This is a genomic window from Actinacidiphila sp. bgisy167 (genome assembly GCF_057707665.1).
Genome location: NZ_JBYIQP010000121.1, coordinates 1 through 13,405, shown reverse-complemented (window position 1 = coordinate 13,405; position 13,405 = coordinate 1). Strand labels below are relative to the sequence as shown.

The window sequence follows — 13,405 nt, the reverse complement described above, 5'->3', positions numbered from 1 at the left end:
CACAGCCCGCAGTCGGCCATCGCCTCGGCGATCGTCTTCAACGCCCTGATCATCGTGGTGCTGATCCCGCTCGCCCTGCGCGGCGTGCGCTACCGGCCGCTGTCGGCCGCGGCGCTGCTGAACCGCAACATCTGGGTCTACGGCCTGGGCGGTCTCGTGCTGCCGTTCGTCGGCATCAAGGTGATCGACCTGATCATCCAGTTCATCCCCGGCCTCAGCTGACAGAAGAAGGCGATCCATCATGTCCGGCTCCCTGCCCGCCGTGGTCCGCAACCACGCGGCCGCCCTGCGGATGCTGCTCGTGTTCACGGTGCTCCTGGGCATCGCCTATCCGCTGGCCGTCACCGGTGTCGCCCAAGCGGCGTTCCCCGGCCAGGCCAACGGCTCCAGGATCACCCAGGACGGCAAGACCGTCGGTTCCAGCCTCATCGGCCAGAACTTCACCCTCCCCAAGAAGAACCCGGACGACCCCGAGGAGGTCGCCCAGCCGGACCCCAAGTGGTTCCAGCCGCGCCCTGGCGGCTACGACCCGCTCGTCACCGGCGCCTCCAACCTCGGTCCCAACGACGAGGGCCTGGTGAAGACGATCAAGGAGCGCCGGGCCGCGGTCGCCGAGTTCGACGGCGTCGCCCCCGAGGACGTGCCGGTCGACGCGGTCACGGCCTCCGGCTCCGGCCTCGACCCCCACATCTCGCCCGCGTACGCCCGTGAGCAGGTCGCGCGGGTCGCCCGCGAGCGGGGCCTGGACGTCGCCGCCGTGCGCAAGCTGGTGGACGACCACGTCCAGGGCCGGATCCTCGGCTTCCTCGGCGAGGAGCGCGTCAACGTCGTGGAACTCAACGAGGCGCTCACCGCACTGAAGTGACACCTCCGGCCACGGCCGGCGAACCATCCGCACCACGCCGTCCGGCGGCGCAGGGACCACCTGCGCCGCCGGACGGCGTGACACCGCACAAGGAGGACATCCGGTGACTGAGCCAGCCGTCCCAGCCCCGGCCGCCCACCCCCGAGGGCGGCGCGGCAGACTCAAGGTCTTCCTCGGAGCGGCCCCGGGAGTCGGCAAGACGTACCGCATGCTCGACGAGGCCCGCCGCAGGGCCGCCCGCGGAACCGACGTCGTCGTGGGCTACGTCGAGTGCCACAGGCGCCCGCACACCGAGGAGAAGCTCGAGGGCCTGGAGATGGTGCCCCGCGCCGAACGCGACTACCGCGGCGGCGTCTTCACCGAGATGGACCTCGACGCCGTCCTCGCCCGCGCACCCGAGGTGGCGCTCGTCGACGAGATGGCGCACACCAACGTCCCCGGCGGCCGCCACGCCAAGCGCTGGCAGGACATCGATGTGCTCCTCAAGGCGGGGATCGACGTGGTCACCGCCGTGAACATCCAGCACCTGGAGTCGCTCAACGACGTCGTCGAGAAGATCACCGGCGTCCCGCAGCGGGAGACCGTCCCCGACGAGGTCGTGCGCCGCGCCGACCAGATCGAGCTCGTCGACCTGCCGGCCGAGGCACTGCGCCGCCGCATGGCGCACGGCAACGTCTACGCCCCGGAGAAGGTCGACGCCGCCCTGTCGAACTACTTCCGGGTCGGCAACCTCACCGCGCTGCGCGAGCTCGCCCTGCTCTGGGTGGCCGGACGCGTGGACGAGGCGCTGCAGAAGTACCGCTCCGAGCACGGCATCGCACGCGTATGGGAGATCCGGGAACGCGTGGTCGTCGCCGTGACCGGCGGCCCGGAGGGGGAGACCCTCATCCGCCGTGCCGCCCGCATCGCCGCCCGCGCGGCGGGCGGGGACCTGCTCGTCGTGCACATCGTCCGCAGCGACGGCCTTGCCGACGCCTCACCGGCCGCCCTGGCCCGGCAGCGGACCCTTGCCGAGAGCCTCGGCGGCACCTTCCACTCGGTCGTCGGCGACCACGTCCCCGACGCCCTGCTGGACTTCGCGCGGGCCGAGAGCGCCACCCAACTGGTGTTGGGCATCAGCCGACGCGGCCGGCTCGCGCGGTTCCTCACCGGACGAGGCGTCGGCGAGACCATCGTCGAACGCTCCGGCGACATCGACGTCCACATGGTCACCCACGAACGCGCCGGGCGCGGACGCCTCCTGCCCGTCCCCTCCAGCAGTCTGCCCCGGGCCCGCAAGGTGGCCGGCCCCCTCGCGGGACTCCTCCTGCCGGCACTGCTCACCACGGTGCTGGCGAACTCCCGCGGGCACCTGAACCTGACCAGCGAGGCGCTCCTCTTCCTGCTGGCGGTCGTGGGCGTCGCCTGCATCGGCGGCGTCGCCTCCGCGCTGCTCGCGTCCGTGACGGCCTCGTTGCTGCTCAACTACTACTTCATACCGCCCATCGGCCGGTTCACCATCGGCGAGACCAACAACATCCTCGCGCTGGCCGTCTTCGCGCTCGTCGCCGTGACGGTGGCGACGGTCGTGGACCGCTCGCTGCGGCTGTCCAGACGCGCGGCCAGCGCCACCGCCGAGGCCGAGACGCTGTCCTCCCTCGCCGGTAGCATCCTCCGCGGCGACGAGGCCGTCGAGGCGCTGCTGCACCGCACCAGGGAAGCCTTCGGCATGGAGTCCGCGGAGCTCGTCCACGGAAGCCGCGGCGACGGCGCCGGGGTGGACGACCTCGCGGAGGGCGTGGTCGCCGTGCCCGTCGGACCGGACGACGCCCTCGTCCTGCGCGGGCGGCGCCTCGCGGCCTCGGAGCGGCGTGTTCTCATCGCCTTCGCCGGCCACGTGGCCTCCGCACTGGAACGCGCCCGGCTGGCCGAGGCCGCCGCCGAGGTGGAGCCGGTGAAGGCCGCCGACCGGATGCGGACGGCGCTTCTCGCGGCGGTCAGCCACGACCTGCGCACGCCGCTCGCCGGCGCCTGGGCGGCCGTCAGCTCGCTGCGCAGCCGCGAGGTGGAGTTCTCGGCCGAGGACCAGGAGGAGCTTCTGGCCACCGCGGAGGTGTCCCTCGACCGACTCAACCGGCTGGTGGACAACCTCCTCGACATGAGCAGGCTGCAGGCCGGGGCGCTGAGCCTCGCTCTGGAGCCGACCTCCGTGGCGGAGGTGGCCTCGCTCGCCCTCGACGGCCTCGCCGAGAGCACCATCCCCGTCACCACCGGGGGCCTGGAGGACGTACCCTTCGCGCTGGCCGACCCGCCGCTCCTGGAACGCGTCATCGCCAACCTGGTGACCAACGCCCGGCGGTACGCACCCGAGGGAACCGCGGTCCTGCTCAGCGCCAGCGCCCTTGGCGGGCGCATCGAGCTGCGCGTCGTCGACCGCGGCCCAGGACTGCGGCCCCCCGACCGTGAGCGGGTCTTCGAACCCTTCCAGCGGCTCGGTGACACCGACAACACCACCGGCCTGGGCCTCGGCCTCGCCCTCTCCCGCGGCCTGACCGAGGCGATGGGCGGCACCCTCACCCCGGAGGACACCCCCGGCGGAGGTCTCACCATGGTCCTGTCCCTGCCCGCGGCCGACGCCCCCGTCGAGGGGGCCACCGCCCCTGCCGGCGGGGAGGAGGCGCTGACATGAGGCGCGTCCTGGTCGTCGACGACGAGCGGCGGCTCCTGAGGGCGCTGGAGATCGACCTGACGGCACGCCACTACGCCGTCTCCACCGCCCCCGACGGGACCACCGCGCTGCTCCTGGTGTCCCGGCAGCCGCCCGACGCCCTCATCCTCGACCTCGGCCTGCCCGATGTGCAGGGCACCGACATCATCCACGGCGTACGGGCATGGAGCCCTCTGCCCATCATCGTGCTGTCCGGGCGGACCGCTCCCGCCGACAAGGTCGAGGCGTTGGACGCGGGGGCGGACGACTTCGTCACGAAGCCGTTCTCCATGGACGAACTGGCCGCCCGGCTGCGCGCCGTGCTGCGCCGCCCACCCACCGTCCCGGAGGCGCGGCAGGCGATCGCCATCGCGGACTGGCGGGTCGACCTGGGCGCGTTCACGGTCCGGCACCGTTCCGGCACGGGCGAGGCCCCACGGCTCACTCCCACCGAATGGCGGCTCCTCGCCCCGCTGCTGCGCAACCCCGGCCGCTTGATCACCGGGCGTGAGTTGCTGCGGGAGGTGTGGGGCCCGGGCAACGAGAAGCGCACCAACTACCTGCGCGTCTACCTCGCCACGCTACGGCACAAGCTGGAACCCGATCCCGCCCACCCGCGCCACCTGATCACCGTTACGGGCATGGGCTACCGCTTCGAGCCCTGAGCGCGCCCGCGCCTGCCCGGTGACGCCGCCCGGCGCGGCGCGCTCTCCGCCTCACCGCGCGCCCGAAGCGACGTCTGCGAGGCCGCGTCCGGGCTGCCGCGCAGGCGTTCCCGTCAACACCGCGTCAGGATCCGTCTCCTGCACCGCCAAGGACCTGTCAGGGCGGTGTGCTCGGCCTCGCGGCGCCGGTGTGCTGGTGGTCGTCCACCGGCGAACAGCACTTCAGAAGGCACCCCCAGCATGCAGCCCCCGGCTTCCGCGACCGACCGCTCCCCGAACCCGCGCACCTACGCACGGCCGCCTCTGCACCGCGGCGGCAGGCGCAAGGTGCCGGCCGGGCTGCTCCAGCCCCGACTCCTCGTGAAGTCGTTGCCCGAGGCGCTGCGCAAGCTCGACCCCCGCCGCATGGTGCGCAAACCGGTCCTGTTCGTCGTCGAGGCCGGCGCCGCCCTGACCACCGCCTCGGCCGTCGTGCACCCGAGCGTCTTCGCCTGGGTGATCAGTGTCTGGCTCTGGCTGACCGTCGTCTTCGCCAATCTGGCCGAGGCCGTGGCCGAGAGCCGCGGTAGGGCCCAGGCCGATTCGCTGCGCCGCACCAGGAGCGACACCGTGGCCCGCCGCCTCACCGGCTGGCGCCCCTACGGCCGCGACCACACCGAGGCGACGATCCCCGCCGCCGAGCTGAAGCCTTTCGACGTCGTCGTGGTCGAGGCGGGGGAGATCGTGCCGGGCGACGGCGAGGTCGTGGACGGGATCGCCGCAGTCGACGAGTCCGCCATCACCGGCGAGTCCGCCCCGGTGATCCGAGAGGCCGGCGGCGATCGCTCGGGGGTGACCGGTGGCACGAAGGTTCTGTCCGACCGCATCGTCGTGCGCGTCACCTCCCGCCCAGGACGGACGTTCCTCGACCGCATGATCGCCCTCGTCGAGGGCGCCGCCCGGCAGAAGACGCCCAACGAGATCGCGCTCACCATCCTGCTGTCGTCGCTCACGATCGTCTTCATCCTCGTCGTCGTCACCCTGCAGCCGATGGCCGTCTATGCCGACGCCGCGCAGAGCACGGTCGTCCTCGTGGCCCTGCTGGTCACCTTGATCCCGACGACGATCGGGGCGCTGCTCTCGGCGATCGGCATCGCGGGCATGGACCGGCTCGTGCAGCGCAACGTCCTGGCGATGTCGGGGCGCGCCGTCGAAGCGGCGGGAGACGTCTCCACGCTGCTGCTCGACAAGACCGGCACCATCACCTTCGGCAACCGGCGTGCCGCCGCGTTCATCCCGCTCACGGGCGTGGACGAGCTGCAGCTCGCGCAGGCCGCGCAGGTCTCCAGCCTCACCGACGAAACCCCCGAGGGCCGTTCCATCGTGGTCCTGGCCAAGGAACGGTACGGGCTCCGCGCCCCGTCGAAGGGAGAGCTCGGCCAGAGCCGCTTCGTGCCCTTCACCGCGCGCACCCGTATGAGCGGAGTCGACCTGCGCTGGGAGGACGGCGCCGGCGCCTCCGTGCGCAAGGGCGCGTCCGGCGCGGTGGCCGGCTGGGTCACCGGACGCGGCGGCCACGTCCCCGAAGAGGTCGACCGCCTCGTCAACGCCATCGGCGCCTCGGGCGGCACCCCTCTGCTGGTCGCCCTCGACGACTGGAACGGCGCGCGTGTGCTCGGCGTCGTCCACCTCAAGGACGTCGTGAAGGAGGGCATCCGCGAACGTTTCACGGAGCTGCGGCGCATGGGCATCCGCACGGTGATGGTCACCGGGGACAACCCGCTCACCGCTCGCGCCATCGCCGATGAGGCAGGCGTCGACGACGTCCTCGCCGAGGCGACCCCAGAGGACAAACTCGCCCTGATCAAGCGGGAGCAGGCGGGTGGCAACCTGGTCGCCATGACGGGAGACGGCACCAACGACGCCCCGGCGCTGGCCCAGGCCGACGTGGGGGTGGCCATGAACACCGGCACCTCGGCCGCCAAGGAGGCCGGGAACATGGTGGACCTGGACTCCGATCCCACCAAGCTGATCGAGATCGTCGAGGTCGGCAAGCAACTGCTCATCACTCGGGGCGCCCTGACGACCTTCTCCATCGTCAACGACGTGGCCAAGTACTTCGCGATCATCCCCGCGATGTTCGCGGCATCGTACCCGGGCCTGGACAGGCTCAACATCATGCGCCTGCACAGCCCGACGTCCGCGATCACCTCGGCGATCATCTTCAACGCTCTCGTCATCGTGGCGCTGATACCGCTCGCTCTGCGCGGCGTGCGTTACACCCCCTCCTCGGCGGGCGACCTGCTGCGGCGCAACCTGCTGGTGTACGGGGTCGGCGGTCTGGTCGTGCCGTTCCTCGGCATCAAGCTCATCGACGTGGCCGTGGTGCAGTTCGTGCCGGGCCTCGGTTGACCGGGCGCATCGCGTCCGTTCGCACGACCCAGGAAGACGGTGGCACGTGCCGAAGGCGCCTGGGAGGCGCGCGGCCTCCCGGGCGCCTCCCAGGCGGGTCAGCGGGGCGGGCTCGCGCCGCGGGCGGCGAGCATGTCCGCCATGAGGCGGATCTCCGCCTCCTGGCCCTGGACCATGCCCGCCGCCAGGCGTCGCACCTGGTCGGTCCGCGCGAGGTCGGCCGCCGCAGCCGCCATCTCCACACCGCCCCGGTGATGGACCGTGAGCAGGTGCAGGTAGAGAACCGCCGCGGCCTTGCCGTGGGCCCCTTCCAGCCGGCGCAGGTCGGCGTTGGTGGCCATGCCGGGCATCAGCGCCCCGTCGTGCGGCTGGTAGGACATCTCGTGGCCCATCCAGGCCATGGGGGGCTTCGACGACGACTTCGGCACGCCCCAGACGTCCAGCCAGCCCAGCAGCATGCCCCGCTGATTGGCCTGGGTGTTGATGACGTCGTAGGCGAGCCTACGGACATCCTCGTCCTCGGTGCGGTCGCGGACGATCAAGGACATCTCCACCGCCTGCTGGTGGTGGATCGCCATGTCGCGTGCGAAACCCGCGTCCGGCGACTCCGTGCCGGGGGTGCCCCCGCTGCTGGGCCGTGCCGTCAGCAGGGTGAAGGCCAGGGCCGCGAGCACGACCAGCACCATGGCGCCGGCGAGCGCGAGCAGCGGCCTGCCCGCGCCGCGGGCGGCCGTCACGAGGCCTTGCCCCCGGTGCAGGGCGCGCCGGGCTCGGGGGTCTGCTTGCCCTGCACATAGGTGTCGAAGAACGTCGCCACACGCGGGTCGTCCGCCTTGGTGACGTTTAGTTGGTGGCCCCACGCGGTGAGGGTGATCGGCGAGGCCTGGTCCGTGTAGGGGCTCATCAGGGAGTACGGCGTCTTCGAGACGCGGGCGCTGAGCGTCTTGACGTCGGCGTCCGTCGCCTTGTCGGTGTAGGTGACCCACACCGCGCCGTGCTCCAGGGAGTGAACGGCGTTCTCATTGGTGACGGGCTTGTCGTAGACGTCGCCGTTGCAGTTCTGCCAGACCGGGTTGTGGTCGCCTCCGGCAGGCGGGCTCATGGGGTAGTCGACGGTCTTGTCGACGTGGTTCTGCGTGAGACCGGACCACGACTTCTCCCCGCTGACGGAGCCGGCCGCGGCCTTGGAGCTGCCGTCGCCGTCGTCGGCGGAGTTGACGAGCCAGACGCCGCCGCCGACCAGCCCGGCGAGGATCACGGTGCAGGCGGTGATGGTGATGATCCGGTTGCGGCGTTCACGAGCCTGCTCCTTGCGGCGTATCTCCTCGACGCGTGCGCGGCGGTCGGCGGCCTTGGCCTTGACGGAACCCATGGTGTGTCCTGATTCCCCGCCGCGTCGGCGACACGGCGGTCGGTGATGGAGGGGTCGGATGACGTACGGCGCGCTCCGGCGGTTCCGCCGATGCGCTCGGGCCCCTCTACGTCCGTTGGATCTGGAGCACGTGCAAATCAAGGGAGCGCACGGTGTCGGGGGACGGCGCGGTCAGCCCCGCGGCGGCGACCGCGGAGGGCCACACCGACGGCAGTTCCGCGCCGGCGAGGTGCGGCAGTGGCGCCGAGCCCAGGGTCACAGGCGTGTGTTCGGCGGGGGAGCAGCCGTTGCCGCGCCTGCCGGGGTCGTGGGCGTCCGTGCACACCGCGTCGGTGGCGTACGCGTGGTGCGAGGAGACGAGGGTCCGCACCGAGTCGTATGCGCCGCCCGGCGCCTCGTTGTGACCGCACACCCCGAGCGCGGCGAACAGCCCGCACAGGATCAGGACAACGCAACTCAGAGGCCGCGCGGATAGGCGGGCGGGTATCGCACCGCCTCGGCCGGCTTCTCCGTCACTGCGCATCGCGGCAGATCGTACCCGCCGGTGCGCGCCGTACCCGCGCCGGGTGCGCCCCCGGCGGAAACGGGCGTCCCCGTGTCTCCGGGCCCGCATGCGGGTCGCTCAGGGTGCCCACCGCCACGACCGCCGACCGCAGTTGCGAGCCCCCACTCGGCTCCCTTGCCGCCCGGAGCCTCATGCGTTCACCTATGCGGTGCCGCTCCGCGGGCGAACGTCTCCCCGGGCGCCCCGGTGCCCCCGTCACACGCACGGCCCGGGAGCCTCGCGCCCTTGCGTCACACGCCCGGAACGGGCGGCGCACGCGGTCCCGGCGTAGCCCCGCTGACGCCGCCGGAACCTCCCTGGCGACCCGCGCCGTCAACGTTTCCGTGCCCGCCGTCAACGTCGCGTCAGGGACCGCGCCCGGCCCCTCGTCCCGGGCATAACGTCCCTGGTGCGTCCCGGACCGCCGGCCCCGGCCGGGGCGCCTCAGGAACCAACAGGGCGCCGCACCAGGAGGAAGCCATGACCGAGCTCACGCACGGGGACGACCCCGAGCCTTCGGATCCGTTCCCGGTCGGACGACACCGGGAGACGTTGTACGTCCCCGTCCGGCCGGGAACCGTGGGATGCGTCGCGCGCATGTTCCGCACGCCCCTGGGCGGCCGTACGGCCGTCGGCTTCACCACCCCCGAACGTCTCACACGGACGCTCGGCGACGACCAGCAGTGGATCACCCTGTCGGAATCCGCGTTGCGGTCGCTGGCCCGCCCGCTCGGTGTCACGGCGCTGACCGTGGACCCGCAGCTCGCCGCACCCGCGGTGTCGGACGCACCAGCCGTGTCGGACGCACCGGCGGAGACCGGTCGCCGGCTCGACCCCCAGACTCTCGGGGTCCTCAGGGTCACCGGCGCGTTCGCGCTGGTCGACGCTCTGGCCCTGTGGATCGGCTGAAAGGAACGCCGTCATGACTCTCGCCACCGAGCACGTGGAGACCGCGTACCCCGACGCCGACCTGTCGGTGTGGCCCGCCTCCGCCGTCGGCGCCCCCCATGGTGACGTCACCGTGGCCGGGGTCGCGCTGACCGAGATCGCAGAACGCTTCGGCACCCCGGCCTACGTCCTGGACGAGGGAGAGGTACGCGACCGCTGCCGCGCCTACCGTGCGGCCTTCCCCGACGGCGACGTCCTTTACGCCGCCAAGGCCTTCCTGTGCCGCGCCATGGCCCACTGGGTGGACGAGGAGGGCCTCGGCCTTGACGTCTGCTCGGCCGGGGAGCTCGAGCTGGCGGTCGTCGCCGGCTTCCCGCCGGAGCGCATCCTGCTCCACGGCAACGCCAAGAGCCCGCAGGACCTGACCACCGCGCTGCGCCTGGGAGTGGGCAGGATCGTGATCGACAGCACGGGAGAGATCCCCCGGCTGGCCGCCCACGTCCCGCCGGGGGAGCGGCAGAAGGTGCTGCTGCGCATCGTGCCGGGCATCGCCGCAGGTCACCACCACGCGGTGCGTACCGGCACCGACGACCAGAAGTTCGGGCTGTCCCTGGCCGACGGATCGGCGCAGCACGCCATCGCGCGCGTGCTGGACCAGCCGCGGCTGGAACTGGTCGGACTGCACTGCCACCTGGGCTCGCAGATCAGCAGCATCAAGCCGTATCTGGCGGCCGTGCGCCGGCTGGTCGGCCTGCTGGCCGCCGTGCGCAGGCAGCACGGCGTCACGCTGCCGGAGCTGGACCTGGGTGGCGGACACGCGGTCGCCTACCGTCCGGGCGAGGCGGCGATGGACCTGACGACGCTGGCCGCGCGTATACGATCCGAACTCGCCGAGGGCTGCGCGGCCGCCGGCCTGCCGGTGCCGCGCCTGGCGGTGGAGCCGGGCCGCGCGATCGTGGGTCCCGCCGGTGTCGCGCTCTACCACGTGCTGTCGGTCAAGCGCACCGGCGGCCAGACCTTCGTCGCGGTCGACGGCGGCATGAGCGACAACCCCCGGCCCGCCTTGTACGGGGTGCGCTACACCCCGCGGCTGATCGGCCGTCACTCCGACGAGGACCCGGTCCTGGTGACCGTGGTCGGCCGGCACTGCGAGGCCGGTGACGTGCTCGCCTCCGCGGTGCCGCTGCCCGCCGACGTCCGGCCCGGGGACCTGCTCGCGGTGCCCGTCGCGGGCGCCTACCACCTGTCGATGGCGTCCACGTACAACCTCGTCGGACGCCCGCCGCTCGTCGCCGTCCACGAGGGCAGGGCCCGGCTGCTGCTCCGGCGCGAATCCCTCGCCGACTACCGCAACCGCGATATCGGGCTGTGAGCCGGGCGTCGCCGACGCCCGCCGAACGCCCCTTCGAACGCCCTCCGGGCAGGTGATGTCCCCGCGTCCCTCCTGCCCGGAGGTGCGCCGTGCCGGATCCGGCGCACGGCGCCGATCCAAAGGGTCCCCGCGCACCGCCAACGCGGTGGCCATGCCGTCCGCGCCGTCCGCTCACGGCGGCAAGGGGGTATGCATCCTCCCCGCGGCCCCCGGAACCCGGACCGTGGACGTCCGACGTGACCCCGCACGCCGGACAGGGCAAGGGACAAGGAGCGACAACCCGTGGACATGAGACTCGAGGTCGTGGTGGTGCCCGTCTCCGACGTCGATCGGGCCAAGGACTTCTACGTGGGCCTCGGCTGGCGGCTGGACGCGGACGTCTCCTCCGGTGACGACTTCCGTGTCGTCCAGGTGACCCCGCCGGGTTCGCCCTGCTCGGTGATCTTCGGCACCGGTGTCAGCTCGGCCGAGCCGGGCTCCGTCCAGGGCCTGCACCTGATCGTGGAGGACGTCGTCGCCGCGCGTCAGGAACTCGCGGGGCGCGGGGTCGCGGTGAGCGAGGTCTTCCATGACGCCGGGGGAGTGTTCCACCGCGCCGGGACCGAAGGACGCGTGCCTGGCCCCGATGCCGAGCGGCGCAGCTACTGCTCCTACGCGTCGTTCAACGACCCCGACGGCAACGAGTGGGTGTTCCAGGAGATCACCGAGCGGCTGCCGGGCCGCTGACCGACCTCCCCCGGGCGCTCACCGCCGCCGGCGCCGCACCGCCGCGCGAGGACCGTGTGCGGAGGAGGCCGCTCGCGCCGCCGCGTCACACCGACGCCGCGGTCTCCTGCGGAGCGGCCGCGCCGAGCATGGCGAGGCAGTTCGTCCAGAGCGGGCTGAGGCGACCGGTGTCGTTGTAGAGCTTGGCGAAGAGCACCTGTCCCTCGAGCTGGGCGACGATCGACACGGCGGCGGCGCGAGTGTCGGCGACGGCGACGTCGCCGCGCTCCTTCGCCTCGGCGACGAGTTCGTCGATCATCTCGACCTGCACGTCGAAGATCTCCTGCAGGCGGCGGCGGATGGACTCCGTCTGGTTGCTCATCTCCAGCGTCAGGTTGCCGAACATGCAGCCCGACACGGTCCCGCAGGACTTCTGGCCCGCGTGCTGGACCTCCTCGGTCGCCTGGAAAAGCCGGCGCAGCCGCTCCAAGGGGGCCCCGTCGGAGCCCAGGATGCCGGCCCACTCGCCCCTCTGGACCGCCCAGTGCTCGTCGATGACGGTCAGGGCCAAGGCTTCCTTGGACTCGAAGAAGTAGTAGAAACTTCCCTTGGGCACCCCGGCCGCCTTGCAGATCTCGGCTACCCCGAGGGCGGAGTAGCCACGCTGCTCGATGAGCGTGTGCGCGGCAGTGATGATCTTCTCCCTGGCGTCACTTGTGCGTCCCATGGCAGCAGTATACGACCGATCGACTATTTCCGGGTCGACCGGCCGTCCCCCATCGTGGCCGCGAGGGCGGGCCGCCCGCCAGGATCTGGTTCCTCCCTGCTGGGAGGCATGGACTCCCAGCCGAGCCGTGACACGAGGTCTCACCGGGCAGGCCGGGTCCGCGGCCTCGCGTTACGGCCTGCCAGGCACGCGGGGTGCCGTCGCGGAGGTGCCGCCGCGGCCTAGCATGGCGGTGTGGAGCTGCGTCAACTTCGGTACTTCGTCGCTGTGGCCGAGGAGCTGAACTTCGGGCGGGCGGCCGAACGGCTCCTGATCGCCGGGCCCTCCCTGTCCCAGCAGATCAAGGCACTCGAACGTGGTCTGGGGGTCCGGCTCTTCGACCGCGACCGCCGCTCGGTCTCGCTGACCCCCGCGGGTTCGGCGCTGCTCCCGCCGGTCCGGGAGCTGCTGGAGCGCGCGGACGACGTGGGGCGCCGGGCGAAGCAGCTGGCGGGCTCGGAAGCGGTACGACTCGGCTACGTCAACTGGCTCCCCGCCGATCTGGCGGCCCGCGCGTCGGCGGTGGCCCGACTGCACGTCGACGCGTGGGTCGCGCCCTCCCACACCCAGGCGGCCCGGGTCGCCGACGGCAGCCTGGACCTTGCGGTGTGCTGGGTGCGGACCGAGGACCTGGAGCGGCGGGGCCTGCGTTCCCGGTTCCTGGGGGCGGATCTCCTCTACGCGGTCTCCACCGGCGGGGACACCGGCGCCGTCCGCGCGGAGGACACCGTGGTGCTGCTCGACGACGACACCACCTCCTGGCTGTCGTGGAACCTCTACGCGGAGCGCCTCGCCACCGAGACGGGAGCGCGGGCGGTCCGCATCTCCGACGGCGGCGTCACCGGCAGCGGGTTCTTCGACCACGTCCGCCGCTGCCGCGGTCCGGTCGTCAACTGCCCGAAGGGCCAGACCGCCCTGCTGCCGCCCGATCTGGTCAAGCGGCCGGTGCTCGGCCCCGAGGTCTACTGGACCTGGTCGCTGGTCTGGCGGAAGGACGAGGTCCGGGACGCGGTGCTGGGCGTGGTGGACGCCCTCACCGAGGGTGTGAGCGACCCGGGCATCCACACTCCGGGCGCCTGGCTGCCCGACGGAGACCCCTACAAGCGTTGACATCCTCCCGGGGCTTGAAGGCCGGGGATTCCCGCCTGCTT

12 protein-coding genes and 1 pseudogene are annotated in these 13,405 nt (G+C 72.4%); 9 read left to right on the top strand and 4 right to left on the bottom strand.

Translation table 11 applies throughout. The features are described 5' to 3' along the window. From AC3ET4_RS28895 to kdpB, 5 genes and pseudogenes are all read left to right on the top strand, one after another. Positions 1 to 222 (top strand): annotated as a pseudogene (locus AC3ET4_RS28895) (potassium-transporting ATPase subunit B); the annotation flags it as partial. 19 nt (positions 223 to 241) lie between these two features. Next, positions 242 to 865, top strand: coding sequence for a potassium-transporting ATPase subunit KdpC (gene kdpC, locus AC3ET4_RS28890; protein WP_431954586.1), 624 nt, complete (start codon positions 242 to 244; stop codon positions 863 to 865). A 103-nt stretch (positions 866 to 968) separates the two neighbouring features. After that, complete coding sequence (locus AC3ET4_RS28885) at positions 969 to 3,533, top strand: sensor histidine kinase (RefSeq protein ID WP_431954584.1); 2,565 nt, start codon at positions 969 to 971, stop codon at positions 3,531 to 3,533. Then, positions 3,530 to 4,216 carry a response regulator gene (locus tag AC3ET4_RS28880; RefSeq protein WP_431954583.1) on the top strand — a complete coding sequence of 229 codons (687 nt, stop codon included), beginning with the start codon at positions 3,530 to 3,532 and terminating at the stop codon, positions 4,214 to 4,216. The genes AC3ET4_RS28885 and AC3ET4_RS28880 overlap by 4 nt, the downstream gene beginning before the upstream one ends. A 240-nt stretch (positions 4,217 to 4,456) precedes the next feature. Next, positions 4,457 to 6,607, top strand: a complete 2,151-nt coding sequence (gene kdpB, locus AC3ET4_RS28875; RefSeq protein WP_431954581.1) for a potassium-transporting ATPase subunit KdpB — start codon at positions 4,457 to 4,459, stop codon at positions 6,605 to 6,607. A 98-nt stretch (positions 6,608 to 6,705) separates the two neighbouring features. Here kdpB and AC3ET4_RS28870 read toward each other — a convergent pair whose 3' ends face one another. The 3 genes from AC3ET4_RS28870 to AC3ET4_RS28860 all read right to left on the bottom strand — a co-directional run bounded on the left by AC3ET4_RS28870 (position 6,706) and on the right by AC3ET4_RS28860 (position 8,502). Further along, positions 6,706 to 7,344, bottom strand: coding sequence for a DUF305 domain-containing protein (locus tag AC3ET4_RS28870; protein WP_431954579.1), 639 nt, complete (start codon positions 7,342 to 7,344; stop codon positions 6,706 to 6,708). Continuing rightward, on the bottom strand, positions 7,341 to 7,979 hold the full coding sequence (locus tag AC3ET4_RS28865) for a thioredoxin-like domain-containing protein (protein WP_431954577.1): 639 nt from the start codon (positions 7,977 to 7,979) through the stop codon (positions 7,341 to 7,343). The genes AC3ET4_RS28870 and AC3ET4_RS28865 overlap by 4 nt, the downstream gene beginning before the upstream one ends. A gap of 106 nt (positions 7,980 to 8,085) precedes the next feature. Further along, on the bottom strand, positions 8,086 to 8,502 hold the full coding sequence (locus AC3ET4_RS28860) for a hypothetical protein (protein ID WP_431954575.1): 417 nt from the start codon (positions 8,500 to 8,502) through the stop codon (positions 8,086 to 8,088). A 501-nt stretch (positions 8,503 to 9,003) separates the two neighbouring features. Here AC3ET4_RS28860 and AC3ET4_RS28855 point away from each other — a divergent pair. The 3 genes from AC3ET4_RS28855 (at position 9,004) to AC3ET4_RS28845 (ending at position 11,509) form a co-directional block, all read left to right on the top strand. Further along, entirely contained in the window at positions 9,004 to 9,432 is a 429-nt protein-coding gene (locus AC3ET4_RS28855) for an SAV_915 family protein (protein WP_431954573.1), read from the top strand. Between the two features lie 13 nt (positions 9,433 to 9,445). Then, positions 9,446 to 10,783: a diaminopimelate decarboxylase gene (gene lysA, locus AC3ET4_RS28850; protein WP_431954571.1), complete on the top strand. Its 1,338-nt coding sequence runs from the start codon at positions 9,446 to 9,448 to the stop codon at positions 10,781 to 10,783. A gap of 282 nt (positions 10,784 to 11,065) precedes the next feature. Continuing rightward, positions 11,066 to 11,509, top strand: a complete 444-nt coding sequence (locus AC3ET4_RS28845; protein WP_431954569.1) for a VOC family protein — start codon at positions 11,066 to 11,068, stop codon at positions 11,507 to 11,509. Between the two features lie 85 nt (positions 11,510 to 11,594). On the opposite strand, the gene AC3ET4_RS28840 is transcribed toward AC3ET4_RS28845, so the two are convergent. Then, complete coding sequence (locus AC3ET4_RS28840) at positions 11,595 to 12,215, bottom strand: TetR/AcrR family transcriptional regulator (protein WP_431954567.1); 621 nt, start codon at positions 12,213 to 12,215, stop codon at positions 11,595 to 11,597. 234 nt (positions 12,216 to 12,449) lie between these two features. Here AC3ET4_RS28840 and AC3ET4_RS28835 point away from each other — a divergent pair, with 234 nt between their 5' ends. Further along, positions 12,450 to 13,364 (top strand): LysR family transcriptional regulator, encoded by a 915-nt coding sequence (locus tag AC3ET4_RS28835; RefSeq protein WP_431954565.1) that lies wholly within the window; start codon positions 12,450 to 12,452, stop codon positions 13,362 to 13,364. The last annotated feature ends 41 nt before the right edge of the window (positions 13,365 to 13,405 follow it).

Excerpts from the sequence above, each read along its gene's own strand:
- AC3ET4_RS28855 (WP_431954573.1), top strand. The coding sequence starts at position 9,004 with ATGACCGAGCTCACGCACGGGGACGACCCCGAGCCTTCGGATCCGTTC.
- AC3ET4_RS28840 (WP_431954567.1), bottom strand. The coding sequence starts at position 12,215 with ATGGGACGCACAAGTGACGCCAGGGAGAAGATCATCACTGCCGCGCAC.
- AC3ET4_RS28880 (WP_431954583.1), top strand. The coding sequence starts at position 3,530 with ATGAGGCGCGTCCTGGTCGTCGACGACGAGCGGCGGCTCCTGAGGGCG.
- AC3ET4_RS28860 (WP_431954575.1), bottom strand. The coding sequence starts at position 8,502 with ATGCGCAGTGACGGAGAAGCCGGCCGAGGCGGTGCGATACCCGCCCGC.
- kdpC (WP_431954586.1), top strand. The coding sequence starts at position 242 with ATGTCCGGCTCCCTGCCCGCCGTGGTCCGCAACCACGCGGCCGCCCTG.
- AC3ET4_RS28865 (WP_431954577.1), bottom strand. The coding sequence starts at position 7,979 with ATGGGTTCCGTCAAGGCCAAGGCCGCCGACCGCCGCGCACGCGTCGAG.
- kdpB (WP_431954581.1), top strand. The coding sequence starts at position 4,457 with ATGCAGCCCCCGGCTTCCGCGACCGACCGCTCCCCGAACCCGCGCACC.
- lysA (WP_431954571.1), top strand. The coding sequence starts at position 9,446 with ATGACTCTCGCCACCGAGCACGTGGAGACCGCGTACCCCGACGCCGAC.